At 72.0% G+C, this 16,066-nt stretch carries 10 protein-coding genes and 3 pseudogenes; 9 read left to right on the top strand and 4 right to left on the bottom strand.

The window, feature by feature from the left end:
• Positions 1-613 precede the first annotated feature (613 nt).
• Together ACH4OA_RS33680 and ACH4OA_RS33685 are read left to right on the top strand one after the other, a co-directional pair.
• Positions 614-907 carry a hypothetical protein gene (locus tag ACH4OA_RS33680; RefSeq protein ID WP_397944554.1) on the top strand — a complete coding sequence of 98 codons (294 nt, stop codon included), beginning with the start codon at positions 614-616 and terminating at the stop codon, positions 905-907.
• Between the two features lie 79 nt (positions 908-986).
• Positions 987-3,509, top strand: a complete 2,523-nt coding sequence (locus ACH4OA_RS33685) for a Helicase associated domain protein (protein ID WP_397973200.1) — start codon at positions 987-989, stop codon at positions 3,507-3,509.
• A gap of 161 nt (positions 3,510-3,670) precedes the next feature.
• Here ACH4OA_RS33685 and ACH4OA_RS33690 read toward each other — a convergent pair whose 3' ends face one another.
• A complete protein-coding gene (locus tag ACH4OA_RS33690; protein ID WP_397973257.1) occupies positions 3,671-4,486 on the bottom strand; it encodes a class I SAM-dependent methyltransferase in 816 nt (271 codons plus the stop codon).
• 444 nt (positions 4,487-4,930) lie between these two features.
• On the opposite strand from ACH4OA_RS33690, the gene ACH4OA_RS33695 reads away from it, so the two are divergent.
• Positions 4,931-5,455 carry an AAA family ATPase gene (locus ACH4OA_RS33695; protein ID WP_397973203.1) on the top strand — a complete coding sequence of 175 codons (525 nt, stop codon included), beginning with the start codon at positions 4,931-4,933 and terminating at the stop codon, positions 5,453-5,455.
• 106 nt (positions 5,456-5,561) lie between these two features.
• Here the strand turns inward: ACH4OA_RS33695 and ACH4OA_RS33700 are convergent.
• Positions 5,562-5,681, bottom strand: a pseudogene (locus ACH4OA_RS33700) (XRE family transcriptional regulator); the annotation flags it as partial.
• A gap of 1,907 nt (positions 5,682-7,588) precedes the next feature.
• Here ACH4OA_RS33700 and ACH4OA_RS33705 point away from each other — a divergent pair.
• Positions 7,589-7,987 (top strand): hypothetical protein, encoded by a 399-nt coding sequence (locus tag ACH4OA_RS33705; protein WP_397973206.1) that lies wholly within the window; start codon positions 7,589-7,591, stop codon positions 7,985-7,987.
• A gap of 359 nt (positions 7,988-8,346) precedes the next feature.
• Here the strand turns inward: ACH4OA_RS33705 and ACH4OA_RS33710 are convergent, their stop codons facing one another.
• Complete coding sequence (locus ACH4OA_RS33710; RefSeq protein WP_397973208.1) at positions 8,347-9,288, bottom strand: hypothetical protein; 942 nt, start codon at positions 9,286-9,288, stop codon at positions 8,347-8,349.
• Positions 9,289-9,337: 49 nt separating this feature from the next.
• Complete coding sequence (locus tag ACH4OA_RS33715) at positions 9,338-9,544, bottom strand: hypothetical protein (protein ID WP_397973211.1); 207 nt, start codon at positions 9,542-9,544, stop codon at positions 9,338-9,340.
• 843 nt (positions 9,545-10,387) lie between these two features.
• Between ACH4OA_RS33715 and ACH4OA_RS33720 the strand changes: the two genes are divergently transcribed.
• The 5 genes and pseudogenes from ACH4OA_RS33720 to ACH4OA_RS33740 all read left to right on the top strand — a co-directional run bounded on the left by ACH4OA_RS33720 (position 10,388) and on the right by ACH4OA_RS33740 (position 15,775).
• A complete protein-coding gene (locus ACH4OA_RS33720) occupies positions 10,388-10,546 on the top strand; it encodes a hypothetical protein (RefSeq protein WP_397973214.1) in 159 nt (52 codons plus the stop codon).
• 584 nt (positions 10,547-11,130) lie between these two features.
• Complete coding sequence (locus ACH4OA_RS33725) at positions 11,131-11,478, top strand: hypothetical protein (protein WP_397973217.1); 348 nt, start codon at positions 11,131-11,133, stop codon at positions 11,476-11,478.
• Positions 11,479-12,091: 613 nt separating this feature from the next.
• Positions 12,092-12,427, top strand: a pseudogene (locus ACH4OA_RS33730) (hypothetical protein); the annotation flags it as partial.
• Positions 12,417-12,893 (top strand): hypothetical protein, encoded by a 477-nt coding sequence (locus tag ACH4OA_RS33735; RefSeq protein WP_397973219.1) that lies wholly within the window; start codon positions 12,417-12,419, stop codon positions 12,891-12,893. The pseudogene ACH4OA_RS33730 and the gene ACH4OA_RS33735, both read left to right, overlap by 11 nt.
• Positions 12,890-15,775, top strand: a pseudogene (locus ACH4OA_RS33740) (Helicase associated domain protein). The gene ACH4OA_RS33735 and the pseudogene ACH4OA_RS33740 overlap by 4 nt, the downstream one beginning before the upstream one ends.
• Positions 15,776-16,066: the final 291 nt, after the last annotated feature.

The following is a 16,066-nucleotide window of genomic DNA, read 5'->3' on the forward strand; positions in this document are numbered from 1 at the left end:
CCCGCGAGAGCGGGTCCCTTCGGGCTTCGCCCGAAGAAGCGAGCCGGCGTGCTCCGCACGCCGGCCGCTCACGCGGAGCGTGAGCGGATGCGGCTCGCTCCGCTCACCGCCGGACGGCACGCGCTCCGCGCGAGACCGCCAACCGCAGGGCAGGCGCCTCGCGTTGCGAGGCGCGGCCGGCCTTCGGCCGACCGGTGGCCTCCGCTGCGCTCCAGCCACCCCCTGACCCCGCGTCAACTCGGGTGCGGGCAGGCGTGCCACGCTCCGCGCGGCACGCCCACGGGCCTCGCGGTCCGAGCGGCAGCAAGAGGCGGGAGGTGACGGGTGGTCGGGAGAATGGCAGGCCGAACCGAGGGTGGGGTGACCGCTCATCAGCCAGAATCTAGCCATGTTCGAGAAACCTTCAGGGCCCTATGTGCTTCATTATGCCTACGAGATAGAGTCTGGACACAGATGGCAGCACTACTAAGAGAGTAGGTAAGGCGATTACGCTCCCCACTACTGCTCGAAGGCTCTGACCCAGTTTCGGTGAGGTTCACCGTAGCCGATCGTATGCCTTTCTACGTGAAGTTTTTCATTCCTGCCGCATTCCCTTTATCTGAGTGGAGAAACCGTGAATACAGGGTTTTTTGTCATTCTGGCCAGTCTGGCGCCGATCATCGCGCCGCTATGGGGCGTCGCGACCGGACTGTTCTGCATCCGCATCGGCCGCAAGGCACGGTCCCCACGCCGGGGCTGGTTCCTCTTCCTGATGTTGGGTCTGCTGCCTGTCGGGGGGCTGTTCGCCGCCCTCGGCCTGATCGCGGCCGTCGGCGTCGTGGCGGCCATAGGGGGCCTCATTGTCTTCCTGATCTATTTAGACTGGCACGGCGGCCGCCTCCCCGGCGGGGACTCGAATCACGAGTAGACAACTCCAGTTTGAGGCCGGAATTGCTGGTAACTGGCGTGATGGCACAGGCGCGGCCCGTGGGACAAGGAATAGCAGAATGGTAGTAAAGGAACTCCGTCCTCACCAGCGAGAAGCCGTGGACGCGGTGCTGCGTGCCCTCGAATTGCCTGCAAGATCTACTGTGCCCGAGAGGGGCCTCCGGACTCAGGTGATCATGGCGACCGGGTCAGGCAAGAGCCTCATGGCCACCCGGAGCGCTGAGGAGCTCCGTGCGGGCCGCGTGCTGGTGCTCGTGCCCTCGCTGGATCTGCTCGCGCAGACCGAGGCCGCGTGGCGCGAGGGAGGCCGCACGGGCCCGATGATCGGGGTCTCCTCCCTGCGGGGCGAGGACGTGACCTTCCCCAACACCACGGACGTAGAGGAACTGGTCGGCTGGGTGCGGCCATTCGACAAGGTCACCGTGTTCGCCACGTACGCCTCCCTCGGGCTCGGCGCGCTGGAACGCGCGCACCAGGCCGGCCTTCCGGGCTGGGACCTGATCGTGGTCGATGAGGCGCACCGGACGTCGGGCCGGCTGGGCAAGCCGTGGGCGGTCGTCCACGACAACCAGAAGATCCCGTCCCTGCGCCGCCTCTACATGACGGCCACGCCCCGGCTGTGGCAGCTCGGGGACGAGGACGAAGCCGGCGCACCCGGCGAGCTGGTCGCGAGCATGGAAGACGACCCCGACGGGCCCTTCGGCGCCCGCTGCTACACGCTGACGCTGTCCGAGGCGATCGATCGGGGAATCTGTGCCCCGTACCAGGTGGTGTGCGTGGACATCACCGACACTCAGCTCCAGGCCGCGCAGCTCCTGGGCGCCGAGGGCCGCTCGGACGAGGTTCGTGGGGCCCGGCTCGCCGCGCTCCAGACCGCGCTGCTCAAGGCGTCCTCGGAGGAGGGCTTCCGGCGCACGCTGGTCTTCCACCACGTGGTGAAGGAGGCCGAGGCGTTCGCGGCCGGCCTTCCGGACGTCGCCACGCAGCTGCACGCCGCCGACCCTGAGCTATACCCGCGCACGATCTGGGCGGACTGGCTGTGCGGCGACCACAAGCCGGGCCACCGGCGCCGGCTGCTCGGGGAGTTCGCGGCCGGGATCGCCACGGACGGCACCGTGGTGGAGAAGTGCTTCCTGTGCTCGGTGAAGGTCCTGGGCGAGGGCGTCGACACCAAAAACTGCGACTCCGTGTACTGGGCTGACGTACGCGGGTCGATGCCGGACCTGGTCCAGGCCGTGGGCCGGGCGCTGCGGATGCAGCCCGGCGAGGGCAAGGTGGCTTCCCTCGTGGTGCCGGTGCTGCTCGGGCCCGGGGAGACAGCGGACAACATGCTCATCTCGCGGGCGTACGGCGGGCTGGCCAAGCTGCTGGAAGCGCTCAGGGCACACGACACCCGCGTGGTCGAGCAGCTCGCCGAACAGCAGGCACAGAGCCGTGTCAGGGGCGTGCAGAGCCGCAGCGGAGGCCAGGAGGGACAAGGCGAGGGAGCAGAGAGCGACCGAAGCGACCGTGGTCTGTCAGTGCCGGCCCGGGAGCTGCTGAAGTTCTCTACGCCCCGTGACCCGGCCGCGCTCGCCGCGTTCATCAACCTGAGGGTCCTCAACCCCGAACACGAGCACTGGCGGCGCGGGGTTGAGGCCGCCGTCATCTACGCGCGGTTGCACGGCGACTTGAAGGTGCCGTTCACGTTCCGCGTGCCCGCCGCCGACGACCAGGAGGCGGAAGACGAGGGGTGGCCGGCCTCGCTCGCCAACTTCCCGCTCGGGCAGTGGACCGCCGACGCACGCCGGTTCTACGCCCGCGGTGACATGGGCGCCGACCGCGTCGCGCAGCTGGAGAAGCTCGGCATGGTGTGGTCGCACTACGACGTCGCGTGGGAGGAAGGCCTCGCGGCCGCGCGTGGGTGGGCGGCCGAACACGGGCATCTCCTGGCCCCGCTGGACGCCACCTTCCAGGGATACCGGGTGGGGATCTGGCTGAAGAACGCGCGGGCCGCCGCCCGCAAGGCGGCCGAGATCGAGCAGCGGCGTGCCGAGGGCCTGCGCGTGGAGTCGTCGGCCGGGGCGCTGTCGGAGGAGCGGCGTGAGCAGCTGGAGGAGATCGACGCCTCCTGGTGCCCGAGCTGGCCGGTCACCTGGCAGCGGTGCTTCCACCTGGTGCGGATGCACCTGGACGCCGGTGAGGCGCTGCCCATCGAGGCGGGCACCGTCGTGCGCCAGGGCGAGGATCTCGGACGGTGGGTGCAGTCGGTACGGCTCGGCTGGAACCAGTTCACCACCGTCCAGCAGTGGCTGTGTGAACAGGTCCTCGGAATCGAGCCCGCCAGCGAGGACGAGAAGCCCAAGCCGCGCCGCACCCAGGCCGACAAATGGGCCCTCAACTACCAGGCCGCCAAGCAGTACTACGAACGCGAAGGCCACCTCCAGGTCCCCAGGAAGCACCTCGAACGGATCGTCGGCGAGGACCAGGAGGAGCGGGAGCACAAGCTGGGAGCCTGGATCGGGAACCAGCGCAGCCGAGCCGCCACGCTGACACCGGAACGGATCGAGCAACTCTCCGCGATCGGCATGCGATGGGCGTAGGTTCGGGGACAACCCCCGTCAGCCGATAGCCGCAACCGCCGCATCGCACGCTAACCGTACGCCGACCGTACGTAGGGCGTACGTAGGGCGGACGGCGTTCCGTGGCGTCTCCCGCCCGGGGGCTCTGATTGCCACTGAAGCTTTGACCGTCTGGAGGGGCTCTACCGGCGGACTGCCGAGATCAGTCCGCCGGGCCGCTCCTCGCGCTGCGGCGGGGTGTTGATCGGGCGGCCGTAGGCGGCAGCGCGCTCGCGCAGGGTGTGGCTGTCGGCCTCCCAGCCGTGTCCGGCCAGCCAGCCCACCGGGTCGTCGGGCATCTCCGAGACCCACATGGACGCCGCCGATCCCGGCACGGCGTCCGCGCCGAAGCGCTCGATCACGCCGCGCGAGCCCAACGTCAGCCCCATCCGACTACCTGCCGCCGACAGCGCACTGATCCGGGCCAGCAGCAGTTCCACCGCGTCCTCGGGCAAGTAGATCAGCAGTCCTTCGGCTATCCACACGGTCGGCACCGCCGGGTCGTGCCCTGCGGCGGCCAGCGCGCCTGGCCAGTCCTCACGCAGATCCACCGCGACGGTGATCCGCTCGCAGCGTGCGACGGCCTGCTCCTGTCGCAGCACCGAAGCCTTGAAGTCCAGTGGCGCGGCGGTGTCGACCTCGAAGAGCCGGGTGCCCTCGGGCCAGTCGATCCGGAAGGCCCGGCTGTCCATGCCGGCGCCGAGCAACACGACCTGCCGCACACCGGACGCGGAGGCCTGCTGCAACAGGTCGTCGAGGAACTTCGTCCTGATGACGATGGAGAACGACACGGCCAGTCGGCGACGGCGCGCGGCCTCGTCATCGGGCAGCGGCGGCGAGGAGGGCCATAGGCCGCCGGCGGTGGCGAAGGCCTGTGCCAGTGGGTCACGGAACAGTGCGTTCTCCCGCTCGGTCTCCAGCGCCCGCACTCTGGCCACCCCCACTGCCGTGGCCCACACTCCTGACGGCTGCACCCGCTTCTGCTCATCAGTCACCGCGCCAGCTTAGGCGGAGACCAACTGCGCCTTCCGCTGCCGGTTTGCCTCCTGGGGGCACTTGCCCAGGGCGTACGTCCGTGCCCGCGCGCCCTGGGGACCGGTCGGCGCCGGGATGATCCCGGTGAGGAAGGACAGCGCGCTCCGGCCTCCAGGTCCTACCGTGGGTCGCGACCCCGGGCCGGATTCCCGGCCGCCGGACCCGCCCCGCACCCCTCCTACGGACGCACACGCCCACCCGGACGGACACGTCCGCACCCGGACAGACGGGCGGGCGCCCCGGCGCGGCGGGCGGCCGAGTGGACGGGCGGGCCGGCGGCGGGCGCGGGCGGGACCTGTCCTCGATGTGGCGGCATCCTGTCCGCGCCGAGGTGTTCCTGGGGCCCGCACCGCGCTAGCGTCAGGTCCGTGATCGTATGGCTCAACGGCACGCACGGCGCGGGCAAGACGACAACCAGCACGCTCCTCCAGCATCTGATTCCGGACTCACGGGTGTTCGACGCCGAGAAAGTCGGCGAGACGCTCATGGACATCGAGCCGGGACTGCCCGCGACGGACAACTTCCAACACTGGCCGCCCTGGCGGCCGCTCGTGGTCGAAACCGCCCGCCGCGTCCTCGACTACACCGGCGGAACCCTGGTGATGCCCATGACCGTCCTGGTCGAGCAGTACTGGCGCGAGATCAGCTCGGGCCTCGCCCAGCACGGCATTCCGGTCCGGCACTTCGTCCTCCATGCCGACCAGGACACCCTCCGCGCGCGCATCGCGGGCGACACCGTACTCGGCCCCGACTCCCCGTTCCGTCTCCGCTACCTTGAGCCCTACGCCGAGGCGGCCCGCACGTGGCTGCACGCCGAAGCCGAGGCCGTCGACACCACACACCTCACCCCCGCCCAGGCCGCCCAGCAGATCACCGAGGCCGTCAAGAGTTGAGACCTTCCGGCGCCGCACCTCGCAGGTGACAACAAGACTGCCTATGTGGCGACTACCGTGCTTTGGCTCAGGCGCAGGGGCGGCCAACGTGCCCCCGTAGACGCTGTCAGAGGTCGAAGTCGAGCTGTTCGACATCGGTGAACTCGACGCTCAGCCCGACGGCGCGGCGGCCGCCGTCGCGGAAGTAGACCTCGCCCAGAGCTTCGGCCGTGATCGCGCGCAGCTCGTCCGCTGATTACCGGCCGCTGGCCGCGTCGAGTGCCCTGCGGTGTCGCGGTCCGCCGCCGCCCGGGCTCGTCGGGGTCCGCGCCACAGTACGCGGCGCTGCCGGCCGCCCAGCGTGCCCCACACCGGCTGTGGTCTGTCCCACCCGCCGTGTCCGCCCCCCTACCACCGGGCCACGCCCCTGGCGCAGGCAGCCGGGCCGGGGACGGTCGTTCCTCGGCGGATCGTCTCTTCTCCGGCCGGACCGCGCCGGGCAGGAGGGAACCACACGCAGGACACTCGGCACGGCCAGCGGCACGATCGGCAGCGGGCCGGGCGACGCGGACTGGCGGGGCCGGGCCCCAGCCGCGCAGGCACGCGACCGCCACCGGGAACGGGCGCGGCAGACCGAAGGCGCGGCACGTGCCGGACCGGGAGGAGTACGACGGGTGACATGGCCCGGCGGGTGATACGAGCGTCGGCGGACAGTGGAGGGCGGGACGGCGGCGGCCAAGCCAGGGCGGCGCGGGGCGCGGACGGCACGGTGGGCCGACGGCGGCACCCGCTCGGCGCGGCCGCGGACAGGACGGTGCAGACCCACGGACACCGGCAGGCCAAGCCAGACGACAGCCGGCCAGGACGGACGGGAGCCAACCGGCGCCCGGACCGGGCCGCCGGCTGCCGCCGTCGACCGCGCGAAATCCGCATCCCTCCAGGTGGCGCGGCTGCTTCATGGCGGCGGGACGGTCGGGAGCGGGCAGTGCCCCGGCGGTCACGAGCAGGATGGCGGACGCGCGGACCTCGATGTCGTACCGGAGGCGGGGCGGGTGGAGCGGCCAGGAACAGGGCCGTCGAACTCGCACGGGCCCGTCCGACGACGTCTGCGGTCCCCTCCGGCAGTGTGGGCGTCGGGGTCGTGGACCGGGCGCGGCGCGGTTGCCCTGATGGTGGTCGCGGTGCCCTGATGGTGCTCGCGGCATCGTAGCGGCCGCCTCGGACACCGCAGGCCCGGCCGGCGTCGTCCGGCCGTCGCGGGCCCGCCCCCGGGCGGGCCCGCACCGGGCCGCCCGCATCGCGTGATCCGCACGCCCACGGCCTCTCCCGGCAGCCCAGGACCTCGCGGTGGGTGAGCGGCGCCCGCCGGGCCGCCGGCGGCCCGCACCGGGGAGAAGACAACAGGAGTTGCCCGGCGGCCGCGGCCCCGGGGGCGCCGGCATCGGTCCGGCGTCGGGCGAGCAGACGAGGAGTGCGGAGCGACGCAGCGTGCTGGCGGCGGGAGTCGCTCTGGGACCGGGGCGCTCGCGGTTCAGACGGCGGTGTGAGCGCCCGTCCATGCCGCGCCGTCCGCTGCCCCGCTGCGCCCGTACACCTTGCTGGCCGCCGCGCCCGTTGGGCTGCGGCCAGCCGGCCGCCGCCCGGACCTTCTCCACGGCCTGGGCCAGTCCCACCCGGGTGGTGATCTGACGCCCCGGTACGCACGCAGCCGGCTTCCGGACAGGCTTGGGACGTACGGCGGACCCGGCCACCGCCCGCGCCCCGCCGGCCTGCACCGGCGACGCCGGCGATGTCCGGGGCGATCCGGTAGCCGCCTGGACAGAGCTGGCTGCCGGCCCCGGCGGCGCGGCCGCGGCCTGCCGGCTCCCGCCCGGCGCTCGCCGCTCATGCCCCGCCCTGGGCAGGCCCCGGCAAAGCCCCGGTCGAGCCGGTCGGCCGTACCGCGGTGAAGGCGGCAGCACCATGGCGGAACGACAGCGCTGGTCACCGCCCTCGCAGACGAGGTGTGGCTGCCGCCGGCCCGGCGCCGCCGGCACCCCGCCCCAGACCAGCGTCGGCGACGTCTGAGACTCACGCAAGCGACTTCGTCATACCCTCCCCTCCCGGACGGCCGGCGCGTGTGGGGCAGCAGGCCGATCGAGGACGTGAGACAGCGTGACCAACCGCCGCACCCGGCAGTTCGACCGCACCGTGCACGAGGACCAGCGCACCCACCCCGGAAGCACCTCATCCGAAGCCCCTAAGGCCGTCGCCGCCCGCGCTGCCGCCCGGCCGCCGCCCGGCCGCCGGCCCGGATCGCCGGCGCGCCGCTGCCCCGCGCCGGGGAGACGCTGGACGGCTACACGAAGCGGGTCGCCGTCGCGGCCGGCGTCCGCCGGCACCGGGCCATGGAACTCCTCGGCCTGGCGCCTGACTCCTGCCGCCTCCCGGCGCCTGGCCGAACTCACCCACGGCCCGCTGCCCGACATCGCGATCCGGGCCCTCGTCGCGGCCACCGGCATGACCACCGCACAGGCCCGGGCCCTCACCATCACCCCCGGGCCCCGCCGCTGACGCGGTCGCGGGCCTTGAGCGCCTGGCGCGGCAGGTGCTCGACGAGAAACTGGTCCAGCGCGCAGGCGAGGGCAGGACCCGTAGGGATGCGCGCACGCTGGCCCGGCTCCAGGGGGAAGCCGGCGCGCGGCGCCCTCTCCTGGCCGGCGCGGCCGGTCCCGCAGCCTCGACGGCTGGGCGGAGCCGGCTGCCCGCCCCGTGCTCGCCGCCCTGCGGTGGCCGGCCGAGGGCGCCCAACTGCCCGCGGACCCCGGCCCCGTCGACGACATCCTGGCTGCTGGCGGCGTCTGAGCCGCACGGCGGCGCGGTGCCGGCCGGTCGTGGGCCGGCACACCGCGGCGGTACGGGTGGCGCGAGGATCAGGTCTCGTCGACGTGGCGCAGGACGACGGTGCGGCGTACGCCTGCCTCCAGCATGGCCTGGGACCGGTGCTGGCCGTTGATGTAACCGGTACCGCTGGAGGGCTGGATCGCGTCGGCGATGCTGAACAAGGTGGCCAGCGCCTCGGTCTCCCAGCGGGTCGCGCCGGCCTCGGCCGCGTGGGCGGTGGCGAACTCCTCCATGCCGCCGGGGGACACGGACTGCGCCCGCGACGACTGCAGGACCTGCAGCGCCATCGCGGTGACCCGGTGCCAGTCGCCGCCGTGGTACCAGCAGCAGGTACGGGCGCCGCCGCGGCGCGGAACGACCTGGCGCAGCCCGCGGCGCCACCATCTCACTCCGGCCGGCATGCACCCCGGCTCCCGGAACGGGGCCGGCCGGGCAAGGCACGCCACCGCGAACTCCTCGAACACCAGTAGTGGTTCCGGCTCGGCGGGGCGCGGCACGTAGCCGGCGCCTCGGTCCGCGGCAACAGGTGCTCCGACCAGGCCCTGCAGCTGATCGTGGGTGATCGCCGACCACTTCGGGCTCCGTGGGCGGTAGCGTTCGGCGCCGGCGAACACCACACGGCGGAAGCGGGTGGCCTGGCGTGGCCGGTCCGGCCAGAGCTGCCGCTCCACCCACACCGGCGGCTGGTCCTCGGCGGGGCAGTGCCTTTCCCACACCGCGCCCGCGAACCTCTCCACCCCGTTCATCAGGCTCATGCCCTCCGCGCCGGCGATCTGGGCCGCCACCGCGACCGGGCGCGCGCCGTCCGCGGTGAACAGCTGCAGCCGGAACGTGGCGGACAGGCCGGGTGCGGTGAACATGTGATCGTCCACGCTGCGCCGGCGCGGAGCCGACAGGGCGTGCAGGTCGTCCGGGCCCTGGAGACGCGGTGCCGGTTGGGAGGCCGGGCCGGCGGGGAGGTCGTCGGTCATCCCCCGATCATTGCCGATCCCGACCCGGTGGCGCCCCGGCCCGGAGCGGTCAGCCGGCCGCGGTCGTCGGCGCGAGGCCCACCTCGCCGGCTTCGACCAGGGCCCGGCGCAGTTGTTCCGTCTCGGCGGGGCGCTCGGCCTCGGGCAGCGCGGCAGCGGCGTGGAGCAGGGCCCGGGCGTGCCGGCGGGCATCGGCGCCGCACTGGTTTCGGCTTGCGGGGCCGCTTCCAGACCGGCTGCCGTCCCAGGGACTCACCGGCCCCAGGCTCCTGGGCCTCGTCGAGCGCGGCAGCCATCCTCGCGCGGCCCGCGAGGGCGCGGGCCAGGACGCCATCGGGGTCGGGGCGTTCCTCCGGGCTGCTCACGCGATTCCTCCAGTGGGGTTCCGGCCCGGTGTGTGCCGGGCGCCGGGCTGCTCGGCGTGCGGCCAGGAGCAGGGCGTCGGGGCTGCGTGGATGGGCGGCGGCGCGTGCGGCGACCTTGGCGGCGCGATGTGCCGTCTTCGTGGCAGTGGACCAGCTTCGGATGTACCGCCCTATGACAGCCGCGCAGGTCACGAAGTACCGCCCTTTGTCAGCGGCAAGTCCGAAGCACACGACCGATGACCAGCAAGAGCAACAGTTCTCCCGCTCAGCCTGACTGACACGCTCTCGTTGACAGGAAGCCGACACATCGCAGCCAGCGCGCCGAGGCTGGTGGTCCACTCGGTGCCGCCGCCGGCCGGGTGGAGCCAGGCGACCGGGCGGTCGGTGCCTGGGTCGGGAGCGACGGCGCGCAGGATGCCGCGGCGGCCGGGCTCGGTGTCCGCGACGGTCCGGCCGATCCACGGGTGGGCGGTGTGCAGCAGGGAACCGGTGGTGGTGTGTTCGTCTCCTCTTCCGCGAGCCGCACGGGGAGCAGCGATGGACGCTTCCGTCATCGGCCGGCGCGTCGCCTACTGGCGGGGGCGCAGGCGCCTGACCCAATCCACATCGGGAACAGAGGCAGAAGGTAGGCTCCGCTACAGGCCTGCGTGCTCATGTCAGCCTGCGGGTGGAGCGCAGGCCCAGGCAAGAGGTAGCCATTTCTAACGCGCAGGAGTTGTTTGATGAGGGGGGCCATGGACGAACACGAGTTGAAGCGCGCGGCTAACGTGGGACTGGATCAACGAGAAGCTGACAAACGCACGGTGGAGCGCCTGCAGCGCATCGCTTTCCGCCTGTTCTGCGTCGGCTTGTTCTTCGGCCTCTGTGGTTGGCTGCTAGACACGCTCCTTTAGCGTCGCCCTCGGCTGGCCCCCCTATCCCCGCCACCGCTGCTGATGCTGCGCCCCAGGCCGCGATGCTCTCCCCTCTGATTTCGGGCGGCGGCGGACCGGATCACCGACGCGCTCGGCATCCCGACCATGATCGGCGAAAAGGCGAACATGACGACGTTCTTGATGCGAGGGCTCGTCGACCGTGGATCGCTGGTCGTCCTGAGCGCCTACCTCGATGGGACGCTGTACCACCCGGCCAGGTCCCGGAGGTTTGCCGTCGTGGGGACTGGCGGACCTGGTCACCGCCGATACCGCCCTCAGGCCCGAATAGACGGCCGCCCGGTCGGGGTCGCCGCGACTGGCTAGTGCGGCTCGGCTGAGTCCGCTTCCCTCAGTCGATCGAGGTCCGCTTCGGCACCAGCCGGGCTGGAGCCGTCGACGCCGCGCTCTACACCACCGCCTCCGTTGACGCGGTGCCCGCCTCACACTCGGAAGTCGGCTGAGAGTGACTGCGCGCGCTGGCGGAGGGTCGGTGCTCGTCACTCGCGTCCCTGCGCTCGGCACGGTGGCAACCTCTGCGCAGAGGCGGCCCTCACACCCTGAACGTGCTCGAAGCCGAGCTGGAACGGGTGCGGGCGGCCCTAGCGGACGCGGAAGTGGTGCACCGGCGCCGGGCGATCGGTCTGGAGCATTACCTGGAGGCTCTGTCCGAGGAGAGTGCGTCCGCCGACGTGTCGCGTCGGACCGCGCCGAGCGGTGCCTCACCGGCGACCGCTACCGATGTAAGAGAGCTGTCGCCGGACTACCAAACCTTGATGGCCGCCGCGGCCGATGCGGGAGCCGATGGGCTCAGTGCGCGGCGGACGGCGGTGGTGCTGGGCTGGGCCAGCGCGTCTGCCTCCGCGTCGAAGCCCCCTGAGGTGTCGGCGAGGCGGTATTCGGCGCGCACGTAGTGGTGAGGACGGCGGCTTCGGGAATGGTGAGCTTGCCGCGGAGGGCACGCTGGAGGCACTCTTCGCTTACCTGACGGCCTGACGGACAGTCCGCTTCATGAAAGCCCGAGGTTAGGACCGTGGTCCGTCCGCTGATCTGACGGCCAGGCCCAGGAGGTCCGATGGAGAGGGGAAGGGCACTATGGATCGCGATGCGCTAAGGCCTGGCTCCTTTCTGAAGGTGGAGCCGTGGACACCGGCGCATGGAGCCGTGGGGGTGAGTGACTACGAGACCCTCTCCGTGCTCCTGGACTCCGGGGCCGATCCGAACGAAGTGTGTGTCGAGCGCACGCTGCTGACTCACGCGATCGCCCTGGAAGGGGACAGCCACCTTCAGACGGGACACCCCCCTGCACACGGCCAGCACGGCAATCGTGCTGGCATACGGCGCCGACCCACGCCTGCCGGGTGTCAGCGGGAAACTTCCGCTGCAGATCGCCGAGAGCTACGGTCACGAACCGGCTAAGCGGCTCCTCCAGCGCTTCCTCGCCCTCACACCGGCGAACACTCCAGGGAGCACGGGGGGAAGTGATCATGAGCTTTCCACTGTGAGGGGGAGTCGTGGACGCCCGCGCACAAGGCCGTGGAGATGAGTGACTACGAGGTGCTCTCCATGCTCCTGGACTCCGGGAGCGATCCGAACGAGCTGTGCTTCGGGCACACGCTGCTGACTCACGCGATCGACGTGGAAGGGGACAGCCACCTCCAGACGGGACACCCCCTGCACACGGCGACCACAGCGATCCTGCTGGCATACGGCGCCGACCCACGCCTGCCGGCCGTCGACGGAGAGACTCCGCTGCAGATCGCCGAGTACTACGAGCACGAGCCAGCCAGGCGGCTCCTCCAGCGCTTCCACGCCCTCACACCGCCGGAAGACCCAGGGACAGGGAGTGCGCGTGGCGAATGATCACGGTCCTTCGCCTCTCGGCCCGGACTTCGCTTACGGCGATGCCTCGGTCTACGTGGACGCGGTGGCCGCCTCGCGGGTCATGACCCGGCTACGAGACGCCCTCGGCCTCGAAGGCGACGCTCTGGCGCTGGCCGTCGGGCCGGTGCGCGTGCACGGCGAGGCCAACGACTACGCCACGGGCCGGCGTGCGCATCCCTTCGACTTTCTGCAATGGCCCACCGTGCTGGAGTGCCAGGCCTCCGCGGGAGCGCCGGCCGAGGTGGTGCAGGCCGTCACGGCCATGCTCGAGGCACTGTGGCGCAGCGGCTTCAAAGCCGTAGCCGCCTGCGACTTCGAGGACGAGCTGCCCGCGCGCGGCGGGAGCGACAAGTACCCCCGGCCTGTTCCTGCGTCCGCCGGTTCCGCGGCTTCTCCGCGCTCGTGGTGGAGGAATCTGATGTTCCCCGGGAAAAGAAAAGAATGAGTTCTGTGATCCGTCTCCGGGAACATCAGGTGACTCAGAAAACGAGCATTCGGAAATGGGTTCAATTCTTTGCAAGATATTTCGTGCCTGTCGAGGGAGCGCGGGGCACGCTGGTGTCCGCCACCGGATCGGGCAAGACGATCACGGCCGCCGCGAGCGCGCTGGAGTGCTTCCCGGGCGGACGCATCCTCGTCATGGTGCCGACCCTGGACCTGCTCGCGCAGACCGCCCAGGCGTGGCGGGCGGTCGGGTACAGGGCGCCGATGGTGGCGGTGTGCTCGCTGGAGAACGACCCGGTGCTGGGCTTGCTGGGGTGCGCACCACCCGAACGCGATCCAGCTCGCGCTGTGGGCCGGGACCGGGCCCGTGGTCGTGTTCGCCACCTACGCCTCCCTCGTAGACCGTGAGGAACCGGAGGACCCGACGCGGCAGCGGAAGATTCGCGGGCCGCTGGAGGCCGCTCTGGCAGGCGGGGAGTGCCTGTACGGCCAGCGCATGACCGGCTTCGACCTCGCCATCGTGGACGAGGCCCACGGAACCGCCGGTGACCTTGGCCGCCCGTGGGCCGCGATTTACGACAACCAGCGGATCCCCGCCGACTTCCGGCTCTACCTCACCGCCGCCCCTCCGCCCCAGCCGCGTAGGGGCGCGGAGGGCCAGGAGGCGGAGATCGCGACCATGGCCGACGACCCGAACGGCTCCTACGGCGCGTGGATCGCAGAACTCGGACTCTCGGAGGCGATCGAGCGGGGCATCCTCGCCGGGTTCGAGATCGACGTCCTGGAAATCCGCGACCCCTCCCCCGTTCTCGGGGGGCCGGAGGAGGCGCGGCGAGGCCGGTGCATGGCGCTGCTGCAGACGGCTCTCCTGGAGCGCGCCGCGAAGTGGAACCTGCGCACCGTGATGACGTTCCACCAGAAGGTGGAGGAAGCCGCGGCGTTCGCGGAGAAGCTGCCTGAGACGGCAGCCGAGCTATACGTCAGCGACGCCTCCGACGAGGACCTGGCGGCCGCGGGGAAGCTGCCGAAGTCCTCCATCGACGCGGAGTTCTACGAACTCGAGGCCAGCCGCCGCGTACCCCCGGACCGCGTCTGGTCGGCGTGGCTGTGCGGCGACCACCTCGTCACCGAGCGACGGGAGGTGCTGCGCCAGTCCGCAGGCGGCATCGACGCGGCCGGACGCCGGGTGCACCGCGCCTTCCTCGCATCCGTTCGCGTGCTCGGGGAAGGCGTCGGCATCACCGGCGAGCGGGGAGTCGAGGCGGTGTGCTTCGCGGACACCCGCGGCTCGCAGGTGGAGATCGTGCAGAACATCGGCCGCGCGCTCCGGCTCAACAAGGACGGCTCCACCAAGGTCGCCAGGATCATCGTCCCGGTGTTCCTGGAGCCGAACGAGGACCCGGCCGACATGGTCGCCAGCGCCTCGTTCCGCCCCCTCCTGGCCGTGCTTCAGGGCCTGCGCTCGCACGATGAGCGACTCGTCGAGCAGCTCGCAAGCCGCGCGCTCACGAGCGGCAAGCGCAAGGTCCACGTCCAGCGCGACGAAGACGGGCGGATCGTCGGGGCCGGCGGCGAAGGGAACGGCGAGGACCAGGAGCACGACGACGGCGCCGACGCCGCTGCCGAGTCCGCCCTGCTGCACTTCTCCAGCCCGCGCGACGCGGCGACCATCGCCGCGTTCCTGCGCACCCGGGTCTACCGGCCGGAAGCGCTGGTGTGGCTGGAGGGCTACCAGGCCCTGCTGCGCTGGCGGAAGGAGAACGAGATCACCGGCCTCTACGCCGTCCCGTATGACGTCGAGGCCGAAGTCGGGGCGACGAAGGCGTTTCCGCTTGGCCGATGGGTCCACCAGCAGCGGAAAGCGCTGCGAGCCGGGGAGCTGGAGGAGCGCCGCAAGACACTGCTCGACTTGCCGGAGGCCGGGATGCTCTGGGAGCCCGGCGAGGAAGCATGGAGACCAAGCTCGCCACGCTGCGCTCGTACCGGCGTGCCACGGGGCATCTCGCGCCGCGTCAGGACGCGGTGGGGGGCGAGGGCGAGGTGATGGTCCCCATCGGGCAGCACATGGCCAACCTGCGCCGGAAGGGCGGTCTCGGGAAGGACCCGAAGCGGGCGGCGCAGCGCGCGGAGCAGCTGGCGGAGATCGCCCCGGACTGGAACTGCCCGTGGCCGCTGAACTGGCAGCGGCACTACCGGGTTCTCGCCGACCCGGTCGACGCCGACGGCGTCCTGCCCTACATCGCGGGCGGCGTCACCTTCGAGGGCGACGACATGGGTACGTGGCGGTGGCGGCAGCAGGAACCGGGCATCTGGGCGCAGCTGCTGCCCGAACAGCGGGAGCGGCTGACCGCGCTGGGTGTGCGGGGCGCCACCCTCTCCCTGACGGCCGCCGCCCCGGCGGAGCTCCCTGCGGCGCCGGCCGCCGCGGCCAAGGGCGCGGTGAAGGCCGGGAGCAAGGCTGAGGCGGCGTTCCAGCGGGGCCTGGCAGCTCTGGCGCAGTGGGTGGAGAAGCAGGGCAAGCGGTCCGTCCCGCGCAGCGCGGTCGTGGAGATCACGGTCGACGGCGAGGCGAAGCCGGTGCCGTTGAAACTGGATGTGTGGCTCTCGAACACTAAGTCGAGGCGGGACAAGCTCACCGCGGAACAGCGCGCCACCCTCGCCAAGCTCGGCATGAACTGGGCGGGCGCGGTGCCGGCCGTCGAGGCCACCCCGCAGCCGCCCGCACCGCAGCCCGCGCCGCTGGGGGCCCCGGTGAAGCGGCGGGTGCGGGAGCATCACGAGGAGTGTGACGAGGAGCTGTACGAGGGCGGGAACTGCACCTGCCGGCCCATCGAGCGGTTCGGGCCGCCCTCCGAGCGGGAGAGCTACTGGGACAACCTCTGACCGCTCCCCCGACAGCGTGAGACCCCGGGCCCTGCCGGCAGGGCCCGGGGTCTCACGCTGTCGGCACGGCCGTACGACCGCGTGGGCCGCCGGTCCAGCGCCTGAAGGACAGCACCGGGGCGCTGGCGACTTGCGTCGGCCCGGCCGCCGGGTCGACGGCGGGTGCGGCGCGGCGGGCCCGGCCGCCGCGCAGTCGGACCGGGTGTGCCCCGATCCCCGGCCGCGGCCGTGCCGCCTATCCCGCCCGTCCCTTACTCCTTCACTCCAGCCAGGGGACATGGGCCAAGCGGC

Source organism: Streptomyces sp. NPDC017095, from assembly GCF_044332325.1.
GTDB lineage: Bacteria > Actinomycetota > Actinomycetes > Streptomycetales > Streptomycetaceae > Streptomyces.